General features: G+C 35.1%; 18 protein-coding genes and 1 pseudogene. 17 read left to right on the top strand and 2 right to left on the bottom strand.

The genetic code is table 11. The features are described from left to right. Positions 1-2: 2 nt before the first annotated feature. From QM873_RS07415 to QM873_RS07380, 8 genes are read left to right on the top strand one after another with little or no spacing between them, the layout of a single operon-like run. Positions 3-302, top strand: coding sequence for a hypothetical protein (locus tag QM873_RS07415; protein WP_049474495.1), 300 nt, complete (start codon positions 3-5; stop codon positions 300-302). Next, positions 292-780, top strand: a complete 489-nt coding sequence (locus tag QM873_RS07410) for a hypothetical protein (protein WP_049474493.1) — start codon at positions 292-294, stop codon at positions 778-780. Before QM873_RS07415 ends, QM873_RS07410 begins: the two co-directional genes overlap by 11 nt. Then, positions 780-2,657 (top strand): VirD4-like conjugal transfer protein, CD1115 family, encoded by a 1,878-nt coding sequence (locus tag QM873_RS07405; RefSeq protein WP_414279118.1) that lies wholly within the window; start codon positions 780-782, stop codon positions 2,655-2,657. The genes QM873_RS07410 and QM873_RS07405 overlap by 1 nt, the downstream gene beginning before the upstream one ends. 20 nt (positions 2,658-2,677) lie before the next feature. Beyond that, positions 2,678-2,920, top strand: a complete 243-nt coding sequence (locus QM873_RS07400) for a hypothetical protein (protein ID WP_000627865.1) — start codon at positions 2,678-2,680, stop codon at positions 2,918-2,920. 16 nt (positions 2,921-2,936) lie between these two features. After that, a complete protein-coding gene (locus QM873_RS07395; RefSeq protein WP_049512298.1) occupies positions 2,937-3,791 on the top strand; it encodes a hypothetical protein in 855 nt (284 codons plus the stop codon). Between the two features lie 53 nt (positions 3,792-3,844). Further along, entirely contained in the window at positions 3,845-4,204 is a 360-nt protein-coding gene (locus QM873_RS07390; protein WP_001097590.1) for a PrgI family protein, read from the top strand. Beyond that, the gene (locus QM873_RS07385) at positions 4,155-6,512 is read left to right on the top strand and encodes a VirB4-like conjugal transfer ATPase, CD1110 family (RefSeq protein ID WP_414279085.1); all 2,358 of its coding nucleotides are present in this window, start codon (positions 4,155-4,157) and stop codon (positions 6,510-6,512) included. Before QM873_RS07390 ends, QM873_RS07385 begins: the two co-directional genes overlap by 50 nt. 11 nt (positions 6,513-6,523) lie before the next feature. Next, a complete protein-coding gene (locus QM873_RS07380) occupies positions 6,524-9,337 on the top strand; it encodes a phage tail tip lysozyme (RefSeq protein ID WP_048773339.1) in 2,814 nt (937 codons plus the stop codon). A gap of 30 nt (positions 9,338-9,367) precedes the next feature. Here the strand turns inward: QM873_RS07380 and QM873_RS07375 are convergent, their stop codons facing one another. Next, positions 9,368-9,556 (bottom strand): hypothetical protein, encoded by a 189-nt coding sequence (locus tag QM873_RS07375; protein WP_075202690.1) that lies wholly within the window; start codon positions 9,554-9,556, stop codon positions 9,368-9,370. 18 nt (positions 9,557-9,574) lie between these two features. Between QM873_RS07375 and QM873_RS07370 the strand changes: the two genes are divergently transcribed. Continuing rightward, positions 9,575-10,141 carry a PBECR4 domain-containing protein gene (locus QM873_RS07370; RefSeq protein ID WP_000431812.1) on the top strand — a complete coding sequence of 189 codons (567 nt, stop codon included), beginning with the start codon at positions 9,575-9,577 and terminating at the stop codon, positions 10,139-10,141. Positions 10,142-11,031: 890 nt separating this feature from the next. Here the strand turns inward: QM873_RS07370 and QM873_RS07365 are convergent. Then, positions 11,032-11,994, bottom strand: coding sequence for a helix-turn-helix domain-containing protein (locus QM873_RS07365; RefSeq protein WP_048773342.1), 963 nt, complete (start codon positions 11,992-11,994; stop codon positions 11,032-11,034). A gap of 226 nt (positions 11,995-12,220) precedes the next feature. On the opposite strand from QM873_RS07365, the gene QM873_RS07360 reads away from it, so the two are divergent. From QM873_RS07360 to QM873_RS07325, 8 genes and pseudogenes are all read left to right on the top strand, one after another. Further along, positions 12,221-13,978, top strand: a complete 1,758-nt coding sequence (locus tag QM873_RS07360; RefSeq protein WP_000653339.1) for an ABC transporter ATP-binding protein — start codon at positions 12,221-12,223, stop codon at positions 13,976-13,978. 4 nt (positions 13,979-13,982) lie between these two features. After that, on the top strand, positions 13,983-15,707 hold the full coding sequence (locus tag QM873_RS07355; RefSeq protein ID WP_084888027.1) for an ABC transporter ATP-binding protein: 1,725 nt from the start codon (positions 13,983-13,985) through the stop codon (positions 15,705-15,707). A 21-nt stretch (positions 15,708-15,728) separates the two neighbouring features. Further along, positions 15,729-16,316 (top strand): MptD family putative ECF transporter S component, encoded by a 588-nt coding sequence (locus QM873_RS07350; protein ID WP_042768183.1) that lies wholly within the window; start codon positions 15,729-15,731, stop codon positions 16,314-16,316. Further along, a complete protein-coding gene (locus QM873_RS07345) occupies positions 16,313-17,002 on the top strand; it encodes an energy-coupling factor transporter transmembrane component T (RefSeq protein ID WP_162837406.1) in 690 nt (229 codons plus the stop codon). The genes QM873_RS07350 and QM873_RS07345 overlap by 4 nt, the downstream gene beginning before the upstream one ends. Next, positions 16,996-18,366 (top strand): ABC transporter ATP-binding protein, encoded by a 1,371-nt coding sequence (locus QM873_RS07340; RefSeq protein ID WP_048773348.1) that lies wholly within the window; start codon positions 16,996-16,998, stop codon positions 18,364-18,366. The genes QM873_RS07345 and QM873_RS07340 overlap by 7 nt, the downstream gene beginning before the upstream one ends. A gap of 250 nt (positions 18,367-18,616) precedes the next feature. Continuing rightward, positions 18,617-18,883 (top strand): annotated as a pseudogene (locus QM873_RS07335) (phage tail tip lysozyme); the annotation flags it as partial. Between the two features lie 245 nt (positions 18,884-19,128). Continuing rightward, complete coding sequence (locus QM873_RS07330) at positions 19,129-19,539, top strand: thrombospondin type 3 repeat-containing protein (RefSeq protein WP_000387515.1); 411 nt, start codon at positions 19,129-19,131, stop codon at positions 19,537-19,539. A 47-nt stretch (positions 19,540-19,586) separates the two neighbouring features. After that, positions 19,587-25,799 carry a DEAD/DEAH box helicase family protein gene (locus tag QM873_RS07325; protein ID WP_414279084.1) on the top strand — a complete coding sequence of 2,071 codons (6,213 nt, stop codon included), beginning with the start codon at positions 19,587-19,589 and terminating at the stop codon, positions 25,797-25,799. The last annotated feature ends 15 nt before the right edge of the window (positions 25,800-25,814 follow it).

Here is a 25,814-nt window from a genome sequence, read left to right as displayed (position 1 = left end):
TCATGAAGGTAGTAAACTTGTATGATTTGAAACAAATGGGAAATAAAGGTGGTTGTACCATCCAATTGATTCATCACTTTCCTTTTGGTATGGGCTTAGGACATCTCAAAAAAGACTACATTGAATTTAAACGTGTTGGTATCGTTGATGGGAAAGCAGTAGAAGTTACTCTTCGAGAATCTTATTCTAGAGATCTACTGCAGGTTGTCAAGTCGATTAAGCAACGTCAGAAATTGATAGCTTATCGTTATAAAGAAGGAAAGCTGCTATTTGTTAAGGAGGAGGCATCAGATGTCCTCTGAACAACAGGAACGAATGGCAGTTCAATATGCTGAGCGTAGTCTTTTATTTACTGTAAAAAGTCTCTTAAAGATTCTAGAATGGTCTAGACGTCAGGCTTTAGCACAGGATTCCGCCTATAAGGTAGGAGTGCAGAAATTAGAAGAATTGCTACAATCTCCTTATTCGATTGATACGATTAATCTGAAGAAAGATTTTTTAGACAAACCAATTGATATAGAGAAATTTAAAGCTTTTTTAGAAAAAGAAGAGATTCCTTTGGCCATCGCTTGGCAAGGGGATTCTCTGCATTTCTACACGAAAGACCGTTCAATTCTAGACAATCATTTAGACCATCTGTTAGAAAAAATGGTTAATGATCCGGAGAAATTAGCTGATTTTACCATGGATAAGTCTTTAGACCAAGCAATTGATGAGGCTAAATCTCAAATTACCTTTAGACAAGAAGGGGCCGTCAAACAGAAAGAGATGGTGAGATGATGTACAGTGGAAAGAAATTCCTACTATTCTCACTGTTAGGTATCTTACTAGGCTATCTTTTTCATCGTTTGACGCTTTTGTATGATTCCTATACTGGAAATACCTTAGATAAATGGACTCATCTTCTGATGGAAGGTCAAGATGAAGTTCTTCAGTCGCCATGGAATGTTTCCTTTACTGGAAAATCAAGTGCTTTTTTTCTACTAGGCTTTGTGATGATGTTACTAGTTTATCTCTATCTAGAGACTGGTAAAAAACAATACCGAGAAGGGGTAGAATACGGGAGCGCCCGTTTTGGAACTCTAAAAGAAAAGAAGCTCTTTTACGGTAAGGAATTTTCTCATGATACGATTTTAGCACAAGATGTTCGTTTGACATTATTAGATAAAAAACCACCTCAATATGATAGAAATAAGAATATTGCGGTGATCGGAGGTTCAGGAAGTGGGAAGACATTTCGCTTTGTGAAACCCAATCTGATTCAAATGAATAGTTCTAATATTGTAGTGGATCCTAAAGATCACTTGGCCGAAAAAACAGGCAAACTCTTTTTAGAACATGGCTACCAAGTAAAGGTGCTAGATTTAGTCAATATGAAGAACTCAGATGGCTTCAATCCTTTCCGCTATATAGAGACAGAAAATGATTTGAATCGCATGCTGACGGTTTATTTCAATAACACCAAAGGCTCTGGCTCCCGTAGTGATCCATTTTGGGATGAAGCTTCTATGACTTTGGTACGAGCTTTAGCCTCCTACTTGGTCGATTTCTATAACCCACCTAAAACAAGAGAACAGCTCATTGAAGAGAGTCGTTTGAGTCAAAAGGAATACCAAAACTTGTTGAAACGTCAAAAAAAAGAAGTGGAAGAGCGAAAAAAACGAGGGCGTTATCCAAGTTTTGCTGAAATCTCAAAACTCATTAAACACTTATCCAAGGGTGAAAATCAAGAAAAAAGTGTCTTAGAAATTCTATTTGAAAATTATGCTAAAAAGTATGGAACTGAAAATTTTACCATGCGAAATTGGGCAGATTTTCAAAATTATAAGGATAAGACTCTGGATTCTGTTATAGCTGTAACCACTGCTAAATTTGCCCTCTTCAATATTCAAAGTGTCATGGATTTGACCAAAAGAGATACTCTTGATATGAAGACATGGGGCCAGGAAAAATCAATGGTTTACTTAGTTATCCCAGATAACGATAGTACCTTTCGCTTTCTTTCAGCCCTCTTTTTTTCAACCGTATTTCAAACCCTAACAAGACAAGCAGATATTGATTTTAAGGGGCAATTACCTCTTCATGTGAGAGTCTACTTAGATGAATTCGCAAATATCGGAGAAATCCCAGATTTTGCTGAACAAACCTCAACAGTTCGTTCTCGTAATATGAGTCTCGTTCCCATTCTTCAAAATATTGCCCAACTTCAAGGACTCTATAAAGAAAAAGAAGCTTGGAAAACCATTCTTGGGAACTGTGATAGCTTAGTATACTTAGGTGGGAATGATGAAGATACCTTTAAATTTATGAGTGGCTTACTCGGTAAACAAACCATTGATGTTCGAAATACTAGTCGTTCCTTTGGCCAGACAGGTTCAGGATCCCTTTCTCATCAAAAGATTGCTCGTGATTTAATGACACCTGATGAAGTCGGAAATATGAAACGACATGAATGCCTGGTTCGAATTGCCAATATGCCTGTCTTTAAAAGCAAAAAGTACAATTCCACTAAGCATCCAAACTGGAAATACCTAGCCAATCAAGAAACCGATGAACGGTGGTGGAACTATCAGATCAATCCTTTGAATCAAAGACAAGAAAATCATCTTGACGGCCTTAGAATTCGTGATCTAACTTTTGAATCTAGTTTAAAATAAAAATAGAAAAGAGGAAATAGATGATTACGCATTTTAAAGGTTTTGTTTATGGAGTAGACGCAAGTGCTATGTTTGCACAAGCTATGTCTTTGTTACAGAAGGGATTGATTGCGGTTGGTGCCTTTCTCGTTGTTGTAGGGATTGTCAACCTTGCAACCAATATTAAAGATGGTGGACCAGGTGTTCGGAATGCCATTCTTGAAATTGTCGGTGGTGTTATGGTAGGGGCTGCTGGAGCCTTTGTAACCCAGATTTCAATTTAGGAGGATGAACAATGACATGAATCTTAGTTTAGTCTCACCCTTTGTTTACCTTGCATCTGAAAAAATATCAGCTGAAAATTTATTTGAAGGATTTAATGTGGATTTACAATCTACGGTAGATCTGATTAAATCTCTATCTAGCTATAATCCAACCGTTTGGACTTATATGTCAAGTATTACTAAAAGTGTCATGCAGCCTCTTGGAGTTGCGATTTTATCAGTTGTTCTCATCTTAGAGTTTTCGAAGATGGCAAAGAAAATTGCTAACTCTGGTGGAGCGATGACCTTTGAAGCCATAGCGCCAATGCTGATTAGTTATATTATGGTCGCAGTTGTAATTACCAACACTACCGTCATTGTAGAAGCCATCATCGGGATTGCGAGTCATGCCATTGAACAAGTGGCCTCGATTGTGGCTCACGGTGGGGCAAAGTATGATACACTCTCTGGATTAAAAGGGTCAGGATTTATTGGCCGGATGATTGTGGGCTTTTTCGCCCTCCTCATTTGGCTTGTTCGGATAGTAAGTGCTGCCATGGTTAATCTTTTGGTATCTATTCGATTTATTCAACTCTACCTTATGATTCCATTTGCCCCTCTTACGATTCCAACATTTTTAAGTGATGAATGGAAGTCTATTGGTATTGGCTATTTAAAAAATATTATGGTCTATGCGGTACAAGGGGTTCTTATTTTTCTGATTGTTTCTCTTGTTCCTTTGTTTGAATCTGCTGGGAAAATAGCTGTTTCAAATGGTGCAGGAGTCTTGCAATCACTTGCGATTATGTTTGGTAGTTTGGTACAAGCTATCTTACTGATTATTGCCCTCGTTGGTTCTCAACGTACGGCTCGCTCAATCTTAGGTATGTAATTAGATAAAGGCTAGGAAGTGATTGCTTCTTAGCCTTTTTAGAAAGGAAAGTCATGAATACACGTGTCTTTAAAGACATCTCAAAATACCAACACAGGGCTTGGTTAGGCTTCACTACAAGACAAATCATCTTTGTTTTACCAGCCTTTATTGTCACAATTATTGTTTTGGGCTTGAATCTCTTTTTCTGGCAATTTGGGGATTGGTTTGTTTACGGTTTTGTGTTTGCCTTTACCATCCCCCTCATGCTTTTTGGAGTCTATAAACCCAATGATTTATATTTTGAACATTATTTGAAATACCGTCTTCATTTTGAACTAACGGTTCCCCTACGCACAATTACAGGAAAGAAAGGACCTGAATATGATAAGAAAATCAAATACATTAAAGAAACAGAAAACTTCAATGACTAATCAGAAAGAAGTAGTTAAAGGGAAAAAAGAGGAAGTGTTACCATCAACGGCTAATACTCTTTCCTATCAAGCCTTGTATCAAAATGGTCTGATGCAGGTAAAAGAAGATTATTTTTCACAAAGCTATTTACTTGGTGATGTCAATTACCAGACTGTTGGTTTAGAAGATAAGGGAGCAATCATTGAGAAGTATTCTGATTTGATTAACTCTTTAGATGACCAAACCAACTTCCAATTGACCATTTTTAATAAAAGATTGAATTTAGAAAAATTCAGACACAGTGTTTTGTATGAGGAAAAAGAAGATGGGTACGATAGCTATCGTAAAGAATTGAATCGGATGATGAATCAAAATTTAGATAGTGGTGAAAATAACTTTTCGGCTGTGAAACTGATTAGTTTTGGTAGAAAGGATTCTAATCCCAAACAAGCTTATCGTTCCTTGTCTCAAATAGGCGAATATTTCAAGAGTGGTTTCTCAGAAATTGATGCTCGATTTGGATCCTTGACTGGAGAAGAACGGGTGAACTTGTTGGCAGATATGCTTAGAGGAGAACACCATCTTCCTTTTTCTTATCGTGATTTAACGAGATCTGGCCAGACAACTCGTCACTTCATAGCACCTAATCTCTTGGATTTTAAAAACAAGAATTACCTACAAATCAATGACCGCTTATTACAGATTGTCTATGTGAGAGACTACGGTATGGAATTAGGGGATCAGTTTATCCGAGACCTCATGCAAGGAGATCTGGAATTGATTGTAAGCCTTCATGCTCAAAGTTCGACCAAGGCAGATGCCATGAAGAAACTACGAACAAAGAAAACCTTAATGGAATCTCAAAAGATTGGGGAACAACAAAAACTAGCTCGTACAGGTATCTATTTGGAAAAAGTAGGTCATGTATTAGAAAGCAATATCGATGAAGCTGAGGAACTCTTAAAAACCATGACCGAGACAGGAGATAAACTATTTCAAACGGTCTTCTTGATTGGGGTCTTTGGTCAGGATGAAGAAGAACTCAAACAAGCCCTAGACACTATCCAACAAGTGGCCGGCTCAAATGACCTAATGATTGATAAACTTCCATATATGCAAGAAGCAGCCTTTAATAGTTTGCTGCCATTTGGTTGTGATTTTTTAGAGGGCGTATCACGGAGTTTATTAACGTCCAATGTAGCAGTGAATTCTCCATGGACTTCAGTAGACATACAAGACCGAAGTGGGAAATATTACGGTATCAATCAAATCTCAAGCAATATTATTACCATTGATCGAAGCCTATTAAATACACCGTCTGGTCTGATTTTAGGAACATCTGGAGCTGGGAAAGGGATGGCAACCAAGCATGAAATTATCACGACCAAAATCAAGGAATCTGGTGAAAATACTGAAATTATCATTGTGGATCCAGAAGAAGAGTACAGTGTCATTGGACGAGCTTTTGGGGGAGAAATGATTGATATTGCGCCTGATTCCCAAACTTATCTCAATGTCCTTGACTTGTCTGAGGAAAATATGGATGAAGACCCTGTAAAGGTAAAATCAGAATTTCTTTTATCCTTTATCGGCAAGTTATTGGATAGAAAAATGGATGGAAGAGAAAAATCGATTATCGACCGAGTCACCAGACTGACCTATCAGTCATTTAAAGAGCCTTCTTTGGAAGAATGGGTTTTTGTCTTGAGTCAACAGCCAGAAGAAGAAGCGCAGAATTTGGCACTTGATATGGAACTATATGTCGAAGGTTCTCTTGATATTTTTTCTCATAAGACCAATATTCAGACAGGATCTAATTTCTTGATTTATAACGTTAAGAAGTTAGGAGATGAGCTGAAACAAATCGCTCTTATGGTAGTGTTTGATCAGATATGGAATCGTGTTGTTCGGAACCAAAAATTAGGGAAGAAAACCTGGATTTATTTTGATGAAATGCAGCTTCTCTTATTAGATAAATATGCCAGTGATTTCTTCTTTAAATTATGGAGTCGTGTCAGAAAATATGGAGCCAGTCCGACTGGGATAACTCAAAACGTCGAAACCTTATTGTTAGATCCAAATGGTAGACGGATTATTGCAAATAGTGAATTTATGATTCTCCTCAAGCAGGCAAAAAATGACCGAGAAGAACTGGTTCAACTCTTAGGCTTGTCAAAAGAACTCGAAAAATACCTAGTCAATCCAGAAAAAGGGGCAGGACTAATAAAAGCTGGTTCAGTTGTTGTTCCCTTTAAAAATAAGATTCCTCAAGGTACTCAATTGTTTGATATCATGAGTACGGATCCTGATAAAATGGCTTCTAATTAAGGGGAAGGTAAATGAAGGATAAAAGAGAAATCATACGTGCCCGAAAGGCATTTAGAAGAAGCCTAAAAGATGAGAAAAAATTCTTGAAAAAAGGAAAGAAGGAGGTGAAGAAACAGAAAAAAGATTCCGCTGTACTGGATGAAAAAGCATGGAAAAAAGAGATAAAAGAAAAGCTAGAGGAGATGAGAGAAGTTTCAAAGGCTAGAGTAAAACAAGCAAATGAAGACTACAATCATATTCTTCAAAATAGTCCTCCATCTCTTTTGAATCGCAAAGAATTAAGAGATAGACGATTACCTCATGCTAGGAAACGATTGAAAATAGCCAAGAAGCAATTTAGAGAAGCCAAGGTAGAAGCAAAAGAAGAAAGAAAAGAGAGTCATAAAGAAAGAAAAACCAATCAAAAATTTCTCTACGGTCAGGAATCGAAAGCAAAATCTAATTTTTTCTTTCAAGGGAAGAGTTTAGAAGAATTAAAAGCTAAGAAAGAAGTCAAGGACGCAAAAGAGAATTTAAAATCTACTAAACAAGCCTATAAGTCCCAAAAAGTCAGCAGGAAAGTCAAAACTTTTCTTTATGTCCTTGGACGAGAAGGTGGAGAGTTAGCTTCAGAAAATGAAGATTTAGAAGGCTATCGCACACTTCAAGAGACCATTAGAAAAGGGAAACGCTACAGTCGGCTTTCTTATAATCTTGGAAAAGCTAGTGTCAAAACAGGACAAGCAACAGGTCGTTTTACCAAGAAAAGGCTGACCAACACAAAAGAGCGATACCATCATTTTAAGGATGGAAAAGGATGGAAACTAGCGAAAGATAATCCAAGTTCCTTTAAAAATCGGTATCGAAAATTAAAGAAACAAGGTCTTACAAGTGTCCGAAATATCTATCAAAAACTAAAAGCAGCCTTTTCCTTCTTTACATTTGCGGCTGGGAATCCTGCAACCTGGATAGTTGGAGGAATAGTCTTTCTTCTTTTACTTATGATGAGCTTCTTTTTAGGTTTTTCATCTGCTAGTTTGATTCAACAAGATGAATTTGAATTAACAAAAGCTTATACCCACCTAACTTGGGAAGACGCAGAACATACTCGTACAAATGACAAAGGCATTACCTATTACACAAAAGTTGATGATGTGATGGGGTATATGAACTTTAAATTCCATGACTATGAGTTACACAAACCAGTTCACTTATTTAGTTCAGAAACTTACAAGGATTATCTGTCTACTTTGTGGCATGATTTAAACGATGGGGAAGATTTGAAATCCATGCAAGACCTTTATGAAACTCCTAAGTATAAACTATCTAAAGACGATCAAGAGGAAATGAAGGAACTAAAAGAAGAAGGTGTCTATGCTTCCATGCAGGAATTAGACAATCCGTTTGAGGGACAAAGCAACGAAGATAGTCTAACCATGACTTATCGTTATGGATACTATGATTTAGACGGCAAACCTACCCTTCAGGAGTACATACTACTAGAAGCGAAGGCTCACCAAAGGATTGTCGCACCAATGGATGGTGTTGTATCTCTAGACGGTGACAATGTTATTCTCACTAACGGAAAAGGAGAGAATGAGAGTCGTTTAACATTATATTCCATCCATAATGGCCGTGCGATTGAGGGGACAAGGGTCTTAACTGGTGATATTATTGGTGAGACACCAGATGATACAGGTTTGAAAGTTTCCTATCAAAAGTATAAGAACAAGAAAGAAAAATTGGTGTATGTCAATCCGCAATTTTATTTTCCAAAGGTCATTCAACTTCAGACAACTATCTTACCTGCCATTGGTCAGTTTGGTGGGGATGAGTTTGAACGTGCAAAACATATTTATGAGTTTTTGAAATCTCAAGGGGCAAGTCCCCAAGCCATTGCGGCTATTTTAGGAAATTGGTCGGTAGAGTCTTCTATTAATCCAAAACGAGCTGAAGGAGATTATTTATCTCCTCCAGTTGGCGCTACCGATTCCTCATGGGATGATGAAGCATGGTTAGCAATTGGAGGTCCAGCCATTTATGGAGGTGCTTATCCTAATATTCTTCATAGAGGTTTGGGGTTAGGGCAATGGACAGATACCGCAGATGGGTCAACACGGCATACAGCCTTGTTGAATTATGCACGCACCCAAAATAAGAAATGGTATGATTTAGACCTCCAACTTGATTTTATGCTTCATGGGGATAGTCCTTACTATCAAAGTTGGTTAAAGGATTTCTTTAAAAATACGGGCAGTGCAGCCAATCTCGCCCAACTCTTCCTCACCTATTGGGAGGGAAATTCTGGAGACAAACTACTGGAAAGACAAACTAGAGCCACGGAATGGTATTACCAAATTGAAAAAGGCTTTAGTCAAACAAATGGAGGACAGGCAAAAAGTGACCCGCAATCCCTTGAAGGTGTTCGTGGAGACTTGTATGAGCATTCTGTTCCTGGTGGTGGGGATGGTATGGCCTATGCCTATGGACAATGTACATGGGGTGTTGCGGCTCGTATGAATCAGTTAGGCTTAAAATTAAAAGGTAGAAATGGAGAAAAGATTTCGATCATTAATACCATGGGAAATGGTCAGGACTGGGTTGCGACAGCGTCAAGTCTTGGAGGGGAAACGGGTTCTACACCAAGAGCAGGTGCTATTGTTTCTTTTGTGGGAGGTACACATGGTACACCAGCAGAGTATGGTCATGTGGCTTTTGTCGAGAAGATCTATGATGATGGTTCTTTCCTCGTGTCTGAAACAAACTATGGTGGCAACCCTAACTATACCTTTAGAAAAATCTCTCAAGCAGATAGTGCCATCAGTTTTGCCTATACGGTGAAATAAAGAAGTTGATACTTGAAATTTTAACAATTTTCAGGTAGAATAAATAGTGTAGATGAGTGGTCGGCTCATGGTCAATCTGATAGTAATCTTGGACATAAGGGCCAAGCGGTGGCGGACACCAGAACGAAATCCGATAGCAATCTTGGACGTAAGGGCCAAGCGGTGGCAGACACCAGAATAAACCGACTGACTAGGTGGCTTACAGACTCTGTAAACCACCTTTTTTGTGAGGAAAATATGGAAAATTCTAGAGATTATCGTAATCCAAATTACACCGAAAAAATAAAACTTCAGCGTTTTTTTACTCAGTTACAAATTGCGGCTTCTTTTTTTAAAGAACACTTTGTTGGCAAAATCATGTATTATGAAACGGAAATAGAAAGTGTTGAACTTCATTTTTCACCTACTAATTTCATGCACCTATGTGGTGTTGATTACCGAAAAGGTGCAGGCAGTTTCTTTGACGATTGTTTAAATAGTCATGTCATAATTGATGAGTTGAAAATAAAAAATGATGGAACCACGATGCAAAAGTTACAAGTTTTAGGATCTATTGAGGAGTTATTGGGAAAGCATGTTCATCTAACTGGTTCAGGACGTTATTTGTATTTGGAGTTTGATTATGCTCTACGTACAAGAAAACAGATACTAGCATTAACATTGAAAGAGACATCAAAGAAAATTGTTCCTCAATCTTTATTAGATTTGAAGAGAAAGACAGTATTTCCAGAAGGTCAAAAAGTAATTTCAATTTACTCAAAACATTTACAAACGTCGGAACTTTTTTATTATTTAAAAGATTAGTTTACATATCTTTTGTGGTATAAAACATATTTTCATCATTATAAGGAGAACGCAGTTTTGGCTCGTTCTTTTTTTGTTGATGATATGCTCCAAACAACCTACACTAGATTGGATATGAAATAGTTTGTGATTACATAATTTATCTTCAGGGAAGTTATGGACATTATCTCAATTTCTGTCATGATAGACATCTCTAACAATTTCCGTTATAACAGACATTGACTTACAAAGTATTTCTTTTCTGAACATATTAGCGTTATAATATAAATGCAGTGTTACACTGTAGAATATTAAGAAAATAGGATACTGTAGGTTTAAAATAAATGTGTAAGATAAATAGTTGGATTAGTAAAAGTTTCAAGTCTGATAAGAACAATATTACATTTCATACAACTGAATGTATATATTTTATAAGAGAGAGGGATGCTTGATTGGGGAAAATCATTCAAAATACAGTTATAAGGATTTTAATAAGAATGAAAGTGTGATATTTCTTTTTCATTAATCTTCTAAATGTATTAAAATCAAGCTTTCCACTTATGTATTCTGCTAATAAACTTCAATACATTTCAATAGATTTTCAAAATTTGGTGGGGATTTTTATTATACTTTGTACGAGCTTTTCAATACCCTATCCCAACCTTTAAAATCCCCTAAGTTATTTACTCAAGGGATTTTTTATCTGCTTTTTTCATACTTAAACAGTCAGTCTAACTGTTTGATTTTCTTTGTGACTAACTCCCTAAAAATAGTAGAATTAGCTACTTTACTGATTTTACAAGATAATAACAAGACCTAAACGTATAATTTATTTAGGTTTACCAATTATGACTTTAACATTTTCCAATAAGGTCTAACTCAACCGTCCCCAAAGTTAAATCCTTATGTATTTAATCAGAAAGATTATTTTTCGCATATTTTTTTATGTCTTTGGGATAAAATCCCTTATATTTTTTGAAGCATGTACTAAATTTACTGTGAGAGGAATATCCTACAGCCTCTGCTATATCTTGAATTTTAAGGGTAGAGTTCAGTAGGAGTAATTCCGCCATATTCATTCTCCGTCTTTGAGTATATTCTGTAATTGTGCATTGATATTTTTGCTTAAATAACTTTTTTAGTTTTGTGCCGCTCATAGTGGATATTTTTTCTAAAGTATCCTGTGAGATAGATGTTGCATAATGATCGTCTATATAATTGGTGACATTTTTCAAAGCCTCATCATCGGCAATAGATAGTGGATTGCTGTACTTATTTAAAAAAGAGTCTATTGTAATACTTAACCATTCCTTTGCCTTTGACTCAAAAAAGATTTCAGCAGCAGGAGATGCCATCTTGCAATTAAGGATATCTTTTGCGATTCTTTCTAAAGGCTTGTTTATTATAATGCTGGTATTAAAAAATAAATCTTCATAGTTACAGACTTTATTCTTATAAGAGGACAGGCATTGCTCTATCATGGACTGATTGAAATTTATACCGATTCCTAAATAAGGAGAGTTTTTGTGAAGTAAAAACCTAAAGTCTTTAGAATTTTTTGTATTTATAGTATAAAGTGAATTTGAAGAAAGATTTTGATAAGGATTAAAACATTCACCGTTTGCTGTAACTAAATAAGATAAATAAAGGGAATAGAAATTATTCAAACCAGAAAAACTTGTATGGATAATTTCTTTTTTTATGAAAACATCATAAATATCAATAGTGAAATTATCGCCCTCGTAAAACCAATATATGCCTTCTGCATTATCCGTGCTAAAACGGAATTCATGTCCTACAGTGGAGTATTTTGTATTATCGATAGATTCATCTGTAGAAAAAAAGTTTTTAACAAAGTTATAAAAATCACTCATATTATACCTCCGTGCTTTATATTTTATCCCGAATAGACATTATCCCGAATAGACTTATTTAGCCATATCTAATTGATTGAAATCCTCATTTATTATATAATAAATGATAGATAAAAACAAGAAAAACTATGCGTATTGCAAAAGAGTTTGAAAACAAGCCTCTAAAATCAGTCTAAAAAGGCTATTTATAGGGTTTGCTAATTTTAAAAAAAGGAGGAGTTGTTCAGTGAAGGATAAGAAGAAATCAATACTGAAAAGACTAATGGCTTACGGTGGTGAAAAAAGTTTTTTACTCTATATTGCTATGGTTATGTCTGCTGTATCAGGTGTCATGGTTTTGATGCCTATGGTATATATTCATAGAATTGTAAATAACTTAATTTTAAATGGGATGGTGAATTTTGATTATGTAAAGGAAAATTCAATTTATGCAGCAGTCTTTGCCGTTCTGGGGCTTTTTATATACCTAATAGGTTTAATTTTATCCCATATTTTTGCATTTGAAGTGGAAGATAACATTATTAAGACTTCCGTAACAAAACTAATAAACAAACCGCTTGGGTATTTCGATGACAAAGAAAGCGGAAGGATAAGAAATGTAATTGTGTCCGGAGCGTCTGAAACCCATTCTTTTATAGCGCATCAACTTCCTGATATGGCGATGACCATTATATCGCCAATCGTCCTGCTTGTATTTTTCTTCGTGTTTAACTGGAAGTTAGGACTTGCCAGTATGATACCGATGATTATCGGTATGACATTGATGTCATCTATGATGACAACCGAAACAAAAAAAATGAAGGATGAGTATTATGCAGGACTTTCCGATTTATCTTCTCAGACTGTGGAATATGTTCGAGGAATTCCTGTTGTTAAAACATTTGCACAAAGTGTTGAGAGCTTTGATAAGTTATATTCGTTAATCATAAAAACAAAAGACAATGTACTTAAGCTTACTATGAGTTATACGAATAAAATGTCGTGGTTTGAAACCGTTTCTACATCGACGGCATTTTTCTTGGTACCTGTGGCATTACTCTTAATAAAATTTAATGGAAACTTATCTAATGTAGTTGCAGATTCTGTTATTTACTTCCTAATAGGACCGGCATTTGCTACTTTTATTATGAGAACTGCGACGATTACACAATACAGTTATTTTGCAGAACTTGCTTTAGATAAAATTGAAAATATACTTGAGTTTGATGATTTTGTTTATGGAAATAAAACAAGTTCTGATGTTGGGATAGAGTTTAAAAATGTAAGCTTTTCTTATGAAGATGAAAATGTATTAGACGATATTTCATTTAAGGTGAATAAAGGAGAACGAGTTGCTTTAGTCGGATCATCAGGCAGTGGTAAAACTACTATAGCAAGGCTTGCTGCACGATTTTACGATATTAAAACAGGTGAAATTTATATTGGAGGAATTAATATAAAAGATTTTGAAAAAGAGGCTTTAATGAGAAAAATTGCTTTTGTTTTTCAAAACTCTAAACTATTTAAAATGAGTTTAAGAGATAATCTTTTAATCGGAAAGCCTGATGCAACTAATGAAGAAATTGACAATGCCTTAATCAATTCAGGGGCTAAAGATATTATTAAAAATTTAGATAAAGGACTTGATACTGTTTACGGAACTAAAGGCACATATTTTTCAGGAGGAGAGGCTCAAAGGATTTCTATAGCGAGAGCTTTTTTGAAAGATGCAGATATTATCATTTTAGATGAAGCTACAGCCTTTGCAGATCCTGAAAATGAACATTTGATTCAAGAGTCTTTTAAGAAGCTATCAAAAAACAAGACAACATTGATGATTGCTCATAGATTATCTACAGTAGTAGATGCGGATAAAATTCTTGTTATTGATAAGGGGAAAATTGTAGAAGAAGGCAAGCATTCAGATTTAATCGGTATGAGTGGGCCTTACAAAAAACTTTGGGAAGAATATCAAAAATCCGTAAATTGGAAGATAGGAGGTTAAACATATGGTTTCTTATTTTATGAAAAAATATGCGATGTCAGAAAAAGGCGCTCTTAACTTAAAAAAAGCCATATTTTCACACACGCTTGTTAATTTAACTAAATTGTTCGCACCAATGATCGGTTTTATGTTTCTGTTTCAGTATATAGGCATTTTAAAAAGTATTGAGAGTTACAATTTTACTTCTGTTCATTATATTGCACTAATTGTAGTAATGATGATTGTGATGTTCTTAATAGCGAGGTGGGATTATGTAAGACTTTACACCAATGTGTACAACGAGAGTGCAAATTCAAGAATTGAGTTAGCGGAAAAGTTAAAGAAATTACCTCTTTCTTATTTTGGTAAAAGAGATTTGGCAGACCTTGCGGAAACCATGATGAATGACATGAACTTATATGAAACAATTTTTTCTCATGCTGTACCTCATATATATTCAACGGCTATATCCACAAGTATTATTGCTTTAATGCTTATCTTCTATAATTGGAAACTTGCACTTGCAGCCCTTTGGGTAATTCCCATTTCTATTTTGATTATATTTTTATCAAAGAAAAGTCAGAAAAAAATAGTACAAGGCTGGATAGATGATAATCGTAAGGTTTTTGATAATCTACAGGAAAATATAGAGCAGATAGAGCAAATAAAATCTTACAACTTAGAAGATAGGATGTTAAATGATTTTTTTGAAAAATTAAATGCATCCACAAAACAGAAGACGAAAGGTGAAGTTGTAGCCGGAACACTTACAGGAATAGCTGCCGCAATTTTAAAGCTTGGAATTATAAGTGTTGCCGTTATCGGCGTCAACATGCTTATGGCAGGGGAGGTAAGTGCGCTGGTTTATATCGCATTTTTAATGCTTACAGCAAGTATTTATCTTCCTATAGAAGGAATAATCACCTTTATGTCAATGATAGTTATGCTTGATGCGGTTGTAGGGAGAATAAAGGAAATAAAGACCATGCCTGTTCAAAAAGGCAAAAAAGATATTGACATTAAAAATTACGATATTGAGTTCAAGGATGTTTATTTCGGATATGATGATTATTCTGTAATAAATTGTGTGAGCTTTACTGCAAAGCAGGGTGAAATCACTGCGCTAATCGGTTCAAGCGGAAGCGGAAAAACAACTCTCACCAAGCTTGCTGCAAGATTTTGGGATATAGATAAAGGAAAGATTTTGATAGGGGGAGAGGACATCGGTAAAATTGATCCGGAAACACTCCTTAAAAATTTCTCTATCGTTTTCCAAGATGTTACTCTTTTTAATTCAAGCATAAAAGATAATATAAAAATCGGTAAAAAAGATGCTACAGATGAAGAGATTATAAGAGCGGCTAAAATAGCAAGATGTTATGAATTTATAGACAAAATGCCGGATGGAATAGATACAGTAATAGGTGAAAACGGACAAAGACTTTCAGGCGGAGAAAGACAAAGAATCTCAATAGCAAGGGCAATACTAAAAGACGCACCAATCATATTGCTTGATGAGGCTACAGCATCTCTGGATGTTGAAAATGAAAGTCTAATTCAAGAGGCTTTATCCGAACTTATAAAAGAAAAAACGGCAATTGTTATTGCTCATAGATTAAGAACAATAAGAAATGCAAACAAAATCGTTTTATTAAATGCCGGAAAAATAGAAGCGATAGGGACAGATGAAGAACTTTGTAAAAGCTCGGAATTTTATAAAGCAATGCTTAGAAAATCAAATATTCAGTGAAAACTTATTTAGAAGGAAAATATAAAAATGGAAAAATTAAGAATTAAAGATTTAGTTACGATAGGTGTATTTACAGTAATATATTTTGTACTTATGTTTGCTTCGGGAATGATTGGTATTGTACCGATTTTATACTTGGCATACCCTACACTGGCAGGCATTATAACAGGAATAGTTATAATGCTCTTTATGGCAAAAGTTCAAAAATCATGGGGATTATTTATACTTGGGTTGATTTGTAGTCTTTTAGCAATTGCAATGGGAAATACATATGTAATATTGATACATGCTGTAATCAGTATGGCAATTGCGGAACTTTTAAGAAAAAAAGGAGAATATAAATCATTTAAATTTAATATGCTCTCATTTGTCGTATTCAACACTTGGATTTGTGGTTTCCTTATGCAAGTTTTGTTGGCTAAAGACAAGGTTATTAAACTGGCGGAAACAGGCGGTATGGGTCACGATTATATAATGAAGCTCATAGCACTTTTGAATTATCGAAGTATGGTATTAGTATATATCGGTGCTGTTGTCGGCGGGATACTCGGCGCATATATCGGTAAAGTCTTTTTGAAAAAGCATTTCGAAAAAGCTGGTATTGTATAATGCTCGTTTCTTTAGACAATCCATATAATCCCAATCCAATTAGTAAAATTTTAGTAAGTTTTTCACTTGGATTTGCTGTATTTTATAAAGTAAATACCTATTTTGAATGGGGAATTGTGCTTCTTATTTCATTTCTTTTTTTAATGAATGGATTTAAGAAAGAAGCCTTAAAAAACATATCATTTTTTGGGGTTCTTTCTTTGATACCTAATCTTGATGTAATTAGAAATATGAATGCGATTTTAATGATGTTTTTTATGCTATTTGCTGTATGTAAGATGTTTTATCTTCCATTTAGTGCGGGAAGTTTTTTTTTAAAAACATCGGATGTAGGAAGTGTAATATCCTCAATGGATAAAATGAATTTACCTCGTACTGTTTCTATACCAATTGCTGTAATGTTTAGGTTTTTTCCTTCATTTAGGGAAGAAAGTCACAATATAAAACTTGCTATGAAAATAAGGGGTATTACATTTAAAAATCCAATTTCATACATCGAGTATGTAATTGTGCCTTTACTTGTTATGTCTTCTAATATTTCTGATGATATTGCAAAGGCAGCAGAAACAAAATGTATTGAAAATCCTGTTAAAAAAACTAGGTACATATCCGTCAAAACGAAAACAGTTGATTTTGTTTATGTGCTTTCAATACTGATTATGGTTATAGGAGGAGCTTTATGGTAGAAATTGAAAATTTATCTCTATCTTATGGAAATTCTCCTAAAGTGTTAAAAAACATTTCTTTAGATGTAAAAAAAGGCGAATGTGTATTATTTACTGGGAAAAGTGGTAGCGGAAAATCTTCAATTATAAATTCTATCAATGGGTTAGCTGTACGATATGATGGAGCTTCTATGGGTGGAACCATCAGGATTGATAATAAAGATATTAAAAACCTCGAATTATACGAAATATCGCTCTTAGTATCAAATGTATTTCAAAATCCAAAGACACACTTTTTCAATATAAATACTACTCTTGAATTACTTCTCTATTTGGAGAATATAGGACTTTCAAAAAAACAAATGGATGAAAGACTAAATGATATGTTGGATTTGTTTCCGATAGAACATCTTTTAAATAGAGATATTTTTAAGCTTTCGGGTGGAGAAAAGCAGATTTTATGTATTGCTGCAAGTTATATATCTGGAACGGAAATCATTGTTTTAGATGAGCCTTCATCAAATCTTGATGAAGAAAACATTTTAATCATAAAAGAAATGCTTATAAAACTTAAAGATAAGGGGAAAACTCTTATAATCTCAGAACATAGAATATTTTATCTAATGGATATTGTAGATAGAGTTTTTTTGATTAAAGATGGGGAAATACAAAAGGAATATACTCAAATAGATTTTATGAAAATACCGTCTGAAAAGCTAAAGAAGTTAGGTTTAAGAAATAAGAATAGAGTAAAACTTACAGTACCCGAAAATGAAAATAAGGGAAATTTAGAAGTAAAAAACATTGAATTTAAGTTTAATGGCATAGATAAAAAATTGCATTTAAAAGACCTCTCTTTTGAAATGGGAAAAATTTACGGCATAGTAGGAACAAACGGACTTGGTAAATCCACTTTGCTCAGATGCCTTATAGGCTTAGAAAGAAAATCGAAGGATGAAATCTATTTGGACGGCAAAAGACTTTCAAAATCAGATAGGCTAAAAATATCATCCCTTGTAATGCAGGATGTTAATCATCAGCTTTTTACCGATTCTATTGCAAGTGAAGTAGGTCTTGGAATAAAAAATATTGAAAGTAGTTATGTTGAAAATATTCTGAAAAAACTTGATTTATATGAATCAAAAGATCGTCATCCAATGAGCTTGTCAGGTGGACAAAAGCAAAGGGTAGCAATTGCATCTGTACTATGTAAAAAATCTAAACTTATGTTTTTTGATGAGCCTACTAGTGGAATGGATTATTGCAATATGATGAACATATCCCATCTGATCAACGAATGTAAAAGCGATAAGAAAATAATATTCATTGTTTCACATGACCAAGAATTTTTAAATTCGATAGCTGACAATGTTATATATTTGTAAATATCCATAGTGATACTCATATTTGAAAAATCAAAATAAAGGAGATTTAAAGATGTAAGGAGATAAAAATATGAAATATCATGACATGATAATAGAAAATATAAGTGTATGTGAATTTCTTTTATCGTGTGAAAGTAAGATATTTTGTTTAGGAAAATTTTTATGCGTTATTAAATAATATAATAGAAAAAGAATACATTTCTAAAAGAGGACTTTTTACGCCAAAGTGTAGAAGTCCTCCTTTTTTTTTATCACTAACGGAAAAGGAGAGAATGGGAGTCGTTTAACCTTATATTCCATTCATAATGGCCGTGCGATTGAGGGGACAAGAGTTCTAACGGGTGATGTTATCGGTGAAACACCAGATAATACAGGTTTGAAAGTTTCTTATCAAAAGTATAAGAACAAGAAAGAAAAATTGGTGTATGTCAATCTTCAATTTTATTTCCCAAAAGTCATTCAACTTCAGACTACTATTTTACCAGCAATTAGTCAGTTTGGTGGGGATGAGTTTGAATGAGCAAAACATATTTATGAGTTTTTGAAATCTCAAGGGCCAAGCGGTGGTAGACACCAGAATAAACCGACTGACTAGGTGGCTTACAGGTTCTGTAAGTCGTCTTTTTTACTTTAATAGTAATGTTTTACATTTTAAGGAGAACGCAGTTTTGGCTCGTTCTCTTTTTTTGTTGTGATACTTCTTTCAAGGAATATTTGATAGGATTGGAGTGAAAAAAGATTAACTAGGAAAGAAGGAAGTATATGGAAGCCATTTATCAACGTGATTCGGATCAAGATGGACTAACTGATGCTCAAGAATTGACGCTAGGAACCAATCCTCTTAGCGCAGATTCTGATGGTGATGGTCGTTCAGATTTAGTAGAAGTAGAAGAAGGAACCAATCCCTTAGAAAAGGATTTACAAGACATGGGCCAAACAAGTATAACTGAACCGTCTTCAGTATTTATGGAAATGAAACAAAAGATTTCAGATATGATGGAGAGTCACTACAAGGAATTTATACAGGCTCTGATTAGTATTGAAACAGGGATTGAAAACCAACAAGACCTAGAAGACTTATATACTTACTACATGAGAACAGATGCCGTTTCTCTTTTGTCTAGTGATTTAGAAACCAGTCCTCAAGAGGTTGAAATGGAGATAGAGTTGTAGGGGAATCATGTGATTCTCCTATTTTCGTATAGATGAAAGGAGCGAGTATGGAAGTAATGCAATTATTGGCTATGTTTCGTGGAACAATTCCAAAAGATAGGGAGAAAATGGGCCTATTTCTTCGTTATCAAGCGCAACATTTTGATGAGAAATGGCAAGACTTGGTAGAGAGTTTTTTGGCTGAAGAGGGCAAGATAAAAGAGATACCTCATGTCTATTCATTTCATCAAGATATTATTTCTTTCCTAGAGGCCAGTTCTGAAAATAATGACCAAGATCTAGAAAGTTACACAAGAAATTTTGGACAAGCAGGTCTAGATAAATTATCTCAATTAAGCAATTGGGAGAAAAACTTGGTGCTAGAAGTCGCAACCTATAACCTTTCCACTCGATTTCACATCCAATCTGGAAAAGAGAAGTTAGAACCATTAAGTGAGCTTGTATTTCATCAAAATCAGGATGTCAATTTAGTCAATGTCTATCGGGTTGCGAATAATCTATCTGACCGTATTAGTAGAGATATAGAGGAATTTCTTCTAATGGTTGACTCAAAAGAGCTTAAAAAAGAAGTTATTGAGATTCATTTTGAAGAAAAAGAGGGAGATGTTCTAGCTTATTTGGGTTCAGAATTGATGGCTACTTTAGATACCGTGACGGATCTTGTCCATCATGAAGAAAACTACACACAACTCCCACTGACACAAAAGCTGAAGATTATTACTCATTTTGATGAAGTAAAGGCTATAAGAAAAAAGTCTAATCAAGTAGAGGAATCTTTGTCTCCTTCAAGTGATGTTGAACAGGAAACGGAAGAAACGAACTCTTTTTCTAATGTCGATAAAATTGTAGAAGAAGCTTTGAGGGAATATCCAATCGGTTCACAAGTAAGTTATAAAGGACAAGTATTTCAGTTGGTTTCGATTGAAAATGCACAGTTAAATAACTTAGTTCGCCTAGAGCTATTCAATGATTCCAACCAGTTATTTGAAGAAAGTCCTATCTTATACTTGAACAGTTTAGAAGAGATTGAACAAGTATTGTCTATCGTAGAACTTGAAAAAGAAGATTCAGAGATTGATTCATCAAGTGAAAATCAGGAAATAGATTTGTTTTCCTACCTGGAAGAAGAAAAGGAAAAAGATAAGGAAACAGAATCAACACCACTTATTTCAAGTGTAGAAGAGTTGGATATTCCTGTTCAAGATTTTGTTTTTCCAGATGATTTAGAGGACTTTTATCCTAAGACAAATCGAGAAAAAATTGAAACGAATATCGCCGCAATTGAACTTGTTAAAAGATTAGAAAAAGAGAGACGACAAGCAAATCCAGAAGAACAAGAACTACTAGCCAAGTATGTCGGATGGGGTGGCCTTGCCAATGAATTTTTTGATGAACTCAATCCAAAGTATGAAACAGAACGTTTAACTCTTAAGAGTTTAGTAAGTAAATCAGAATACTCCACTATGAAACAAAGTTCTCTCACAGCCTATTATACAGACCCAATGATTATTCGCCAGATTTGGCAAAAGTTACTGGATGATGGTTTTGAGGGAGGAAGGATATTAGATCCTTCTATGGGAACTGGGAACTTCTTTGCGGCTATGCCTAGAAGTATACGAGATAAATCAGAACTCTATGGGGTTGAATTAGACAGTGTGACAGGCGCAATCGCAAAACAACTCCACCCCAATACCCATATTGAAGTGCGAGGATTTGAAGAAGTTCCCTATCAAAATAATAGTTTTGATTTAGTCTTAACGAATGTTCCTTTTGGAAATTTTCGCATTGCCGATAAAAACTATGATAAACCTTATATGATTCACGACTACTTTGTCAAACACTCACTTGATTTAGTAAGAGACGGAGGACAAGTGTCGATTATCTCATCTATTGGCACAATGGATAAGCGGACAGATAATGTCTTACAAGAGATTAAATCCAACACTCATTTTTTAGGGGGAGTTCGGTTGCCAGATACGGCTTTTAAAAAGATTGCAGGTACCCGAGTGACTACAGATCTCCTCTTCTTTCAAAAGGACCAAGCAAAGAATCTTAATGAAGAGGAACTTGTTTTTAATGGTTCTATTCCCTTTGAGGAGGATAAGCGTGTCTGGATCAATCCATATTTTGATGGGAAATACAATACACAAGTTTTGGGTGAATATGAGGTACGTAATTTTAATGGAGGTACTCTCAATGTTAAGGGGGTATCAGAAACATTAGCTACTGACATAATGAAAGCATTAGAGAATGTGGAAGCACTTAAACAAATTGACAATTCTTTGAAAGCACCTGTTTTTATCCAAGAAGAAGTGGATAATTCTATCCCAAGTCGTATACGTGAGGACTTAGCGCTCTATTCTTTTGGATACGAGGGAAATCAAATTTATTACCGAGATACGCATGGCATTCGGAACAGTTCAAAAGTAGACGAAATTAGTTATTATGTAGATGAGAATGGAGATTTTAAAGCTTGGGACAGTTCTTTGTCTGAACATAAAATAGATCGATTTGTGCAACTTCATTTGACAGATGAGGAAGCACTAGATGTTTACAAGTCAGAAGAAGCGAGTAAAAGAGGGAAATATAAGGGACTGTTCAAAAAAACTGTCTTTTATGAAAGTCCCTTATCGGATAAGGATATTGGTCGCATTAAGGGCATGGTTGATTTGAGAGAGACCTATCAATCCTTAATTGAAATTCAACGTCATCAAGATTATAGTCGGACAGATTTTCAGGTATTACTTAGTAAACTCAATCGTGACTATGACCGCTTTGTAAGTCAATTTGGATACTTGAATGCCTCCGTTAATCGGAACTTATTTGATAGTGACGATAAGTATTCTTTACTAGCAAGTTTAGAAGATGAATACATTGATTCTAAAGATCAGAAAGTAAAATATAAAAAATCTTTAGCCTTTGAGAAAGCATTGGTTAGGCCAGAGAGAGTGATTGCAAGAGTTTCAACTGCTCTAGATGCCTTAAACTCTAGTTTATCGGATGGTAGAGGGGTTGATTTAGACTATATGGTATCAATTTATCCCGAACATAGCCAAGCAGCTATTTTAGATGAGTTGGGTGACCAGATCTTAATGGATCCAGAAAGCTATTTAAGAGGGGAAAGAAAATATCTTTCTAAGAACCAGTTTTTGTCAGGAGATATTCTCAACAAGATAGAAGTAGTTCAACTATTAGTAGAGGAAAACAATCAAGAATGTGACTGGTCTCATGCTTTAGATTTGTTAGAATCTGTTCGCCCTCCAAGGATTCATCTGGCAGATATTGAGTTTAAAATAGGGTCACGTTGGATTCCTCAATCCGTTTATGGTAAATTTGCCTTTGAATGTTTTACCAACCGTGAATTTGAATTGTCTTCGCCTGATGTTGAACAAGTCATTGAAGTGAATCCTGTCGATGGGCAGGTTCATTTAAGGACATCATTTGCTTATCGCTATCCAAGTGCCAAAGATAGTAGTCTTGGAGTCAGTGGCTCACGTTATGATACAGGAAGAAAGATTTTTGAGAATTTACTTAATTCGAACCAACCGACTATTACTATGACTGTTACGGAAGGGGAAAAGAAAAAGACCATCACAGATTTGGAAAAAACCTCTGTTCTAAGAGCAAAAGAGCAGCATTTACAAGAGCTCTTTCAAGAATTTGTCTCACGGTATCCAGAAGTCCAACAAGTCATTGAAGAAAGTTACAATCGTCTTTATAATCGAACGGTTAGTCGAGAGTATGATGGTAGCCATCTAGTCATTGATGGCTTGGCACAAAACATCAGTCTTCGCCCTCATCAAGAGAATGCCATTCAAAGAATCGTAGAAGAAAAAAGAGCTTTATTAGCTCATGAGGTAGGTTCAGGAAAGACCTTGACCATGCTTGGTGCTGGGTTTAAATTAAAAGAGTTGGGGATGGTTCATAAGCCCTTGTATGTGGTGCCCTCTAGTTTGTCTGCTCAATTTGGCCAAGAAATCATGAAATTTTTCCCTACTAAAAAAGTCTTTGTGACCACTAAGAAAGATTTTGTGAAGGCGAGAAGAAAACAATTTGTGTCACGTATTATTACAGGAGATTACGATGCCATTGTCATTGGGGATTCTCAATTTGAAAAAATCCCTGTCAGTAAAGAAAGACAGATGAATTATATCGAGGATAAACTCAATGAACTACGAGAGATTAAAACACATTCTGAAAATAAGTATACCGTTAAAGAAGCAGAACAATCAATAAGTGGTCTAGAGAAACAATTGGAAGAACTCCAACGTTTCAATCGTGATAGTTTTATTGATTTTGAGAACTTAGGAATTGATTTTCTCTTTGTGGATGAAGCACATCACTTTAAAAATATTCGTCCAATTACTGGACTTGGAAATGTAGCAGGGATTACCAATACAACCTCTAAGAAGAACGTGGATATGGAAATGAAGGTTCGACAGATTCAGGAAGAACATGATTTTAAAAATATTGTCTTTGCGACAGGAACACCTGTTTCCAATTCTATTAGTGAGTTGTATACTATGATGAACTACATTCAACCGGATATCTTAAAACGCTATCAAGTTGATTATTTTGACTCTTGGGTAGGTGCTTTTGGAGAAATTCAAAACTCTATGGAATTAGCTCCTACAGGGGATAAGTACCAACCTAAGAAACGATTTAAAAAGTTTGTCAATCTACCTGAGTTGATGAAAATCTATAAAGAAACAGCCGACATTCAAACACAAGATATGTTGGATTTACCTGTTCCAGAAGCTCGTATTATACCTATTGAGAGTGAGTTAACTGAAAACCAGAAACTCTATTTAGAAGAATTAGTTATGAGGTCAGATGCGGTTAAATGTGGAACAGTTGATCCAAGCCAGGATAACATGTTAAAGATAACAGGTGAGGCACGGAAACTAGCTATTGATATGCGTTTATTAGACTCTAGTTATAGTCTAGCAGACAATCATAAACTGCTTCAGGTAGTGGATAATGTTGAAAGAATTTATCGTGAAGGAATGGAAAATAAGGCTACTCAGATGATTTTTTCAGATATTGGAACACCTAAGAAAAAGGACAATGGCTTTGATGTTTATTCTGAGATTAAGGCTTTATTAGTTGATAGAGGAGTCCCTAGTAAGGAAATTGCCTTTGTACATGATGCCAATAGTGATGAAAAGAAGAATAGTTTGTCTCGAAAGGTCAATGCAGGAGAGGTGCGGATCTTACTTGCCTCAACTGAAAAAGGAGGAACAGGTTTAAATGTTCAGAGCAAGATGAAAGCAGTTCATCACCTGGATGTACCGTGGAGACCAAGTGACATTCAGCAACGCAATGGACGGATTATCCGACAGGGAAATGAAAACAAGGAAGTGGATATTTACCACTACATTACCAAAGGTTCATTTGATAATTATCTATGGGCAACTCAGGAGAACAAACTTCGTTATATTAAGCAGATTATGACTTCTAAGGAGCCGATTCGTGCTGCGGAAGACATTGATGAACAGACCATGACAGCTTCTGATTTTAAAGCACTAGCAACAGGTAATCCATATCTCAAATATAAGATGGAACTAGAGAATGATCTAACTCTATTAGAAAATCAAAGACGCGCCTTTCAACGCAGCAAGGATCACTATCGTCATACAATCTCTTACTGTGAAGAAAATATTCCCATTCTTGAGAAACGATTAAGCAAGTATGAAGGCGACATTCAACAGTCTGAAATGTCGAAAGACCAATCATTTTCTATGACAGTAGGTAAGCAAGCTTTTGAGCAACGAGCTGAAGCAGGTGAATCCCTACACCGTCTTATCCGTCATAATCAATCTGACAGCAAAGAATTTCGTACCCTAGCAAGTTATCGAGGATTTGACATTAAAATGCTTAGTCTTCCAACAAATCAACCTCTCCCTGAAACCTTCTCTGTTAAGATTGTAGGAGAAAATCAATATTCTGTCAGTTTAGATTTGTACTCTCCTTTGGGGACAATTCAAAGGCTTCAGCATACGATTGATCACATTAAAGAGGACCAAGTGAAAACTCAGAACTTATTGGATGAATTAAAGGATAAATGGAATACTGCTAAGGTAGAAATTGAGAAAAACTTTCCAAAGGAAGAGGATTATCAAACTAAAAAGGCCGAATACGATGTACTCGCGCCATTGATTGAAACGGAAACGGATTTAGATATTATTGATCAGGCCTTAAGACAATTCCATGAAAAAGGAAAAGAAAAGCAAGAACAACTTTCTTTTGAATTGGAGTAAAAAATAGATACAAAT

The organism is Streptococcus australis (genome assembly GCF_047463015.1).
GTDB classification, from domain to species: Bacteria; Bacillota; Bacilli; order Lactobacillales; family Streptococcaceae; genus Streptococcus; species Streptococcus australis_F.
Note: the sequence above shows the minus strand (reverse complement) of the source record. Positions and strands in the feature narration are given on the sequence as shown.

What these genes read in the sequence shown, in the direction of transcription:
- QM873_RS07415 (WP_049474495.1), top strand. Translation starts at nt 3, where the DNA reads ATGAAGGTAGTAAACTTGTATGATTTGAAACAAATGGGAAATAAAGGT.
- QM873_RS07410 (WP_049474493.1), top strand. Translation starts at nt 292, where the DNA reads ATGTCCTCTGAACAACAGGAACGAATGGCAGTTCAATATGCTGAGCGT.
- QM873_RS07405 (WP_414279118.1), top strand. Translation starts at nt 780, where the DNA reads ATGTACAGTGGAAAGAAATTCCTACTATTCTCACTGTTAGGTATCTTA.
- QM873_RS07400 (WP_000627865.1), top strand. Translation starts at nt 2,678, where the DNA reads ATGATTACGCATTTTAAAGGTTTTGTTTATGGAGTAGACGCAAGTGCT.
- QM873_RS07395 (WP_049512298.1), top strand. Translation starts at nt 2,937, where the DNA reads ATGAATCTTAGTTTAGTCTCACCCTTTGTTTACCTTGCATCTGAAAAA.
- QM873_RS07390 (WP_001097590.1), top strand. Translation starts at nt 3,845, where the DNA reads ATGAATACACGTGTCTTTAAAGACATCTCAAAATACCAACACAGGGCT.
- QM873_RS07385 (WP_414279085.1), top strand. Translation starts at nt 4,155, where the DNA reads ATGATAAGAAAATCAAATACATTAAAGAAACAGAAAACTTCAATGACT.
- QM873_RS07380 (WP_048773339.1), top strand. Translation starts at nt 6,524, where the DNA reads ATGAAGGATAAAAGAGAAATCATACGTGCCCGAAAGGCATTTAGAAGA.
- QM873_RS07370 (WP_000431812.1), top strand. Translation starts at nt 9,575, where the DNA reads ATGGAAAATTCTAGAGATTATCGTAATCCAAATTACACCGAAAAAATA.
- QM873_RS07365 (WP_048773342.1), bottom strand. Translation starts at nt 11,994, where the DNA reads ATGAGTGATTTTTATAACTTTGTTAAAAACTTTTTTTCTACAGATGAA.
- QM873_RS07355 (WP_084888027.1), top strand. Translation starts at nt 13,983, where the DNA reads ATGGTTTCTTATTTTATGAAAAAATATGCGATGTCAGAAAAAGGCGCT.
- QM873_RS07340 (WP_048773348.1), top strand. Translation starts at nt 16,996, where the DNA reads ATGGTAGAAATTGAAAATTTATCTCTATCTTATGGAAATTCTCCTAAA.
- QM873_RS07330 (WP_000387515.1), top strand. Translation starts at nt 19,129, where the DNA reads ATGGAAGCCATTTATCAACGTGATTCGGATCAAGATGGACTAACTGAT.
- QM873_RS07325 (WP_414279084.1), top strand. Translation starts at nt 19,587, where the DNA reads ATGGAAGTAATGCAATTATTGGCTATGTTTCGTGGAACAATTCCAAAA.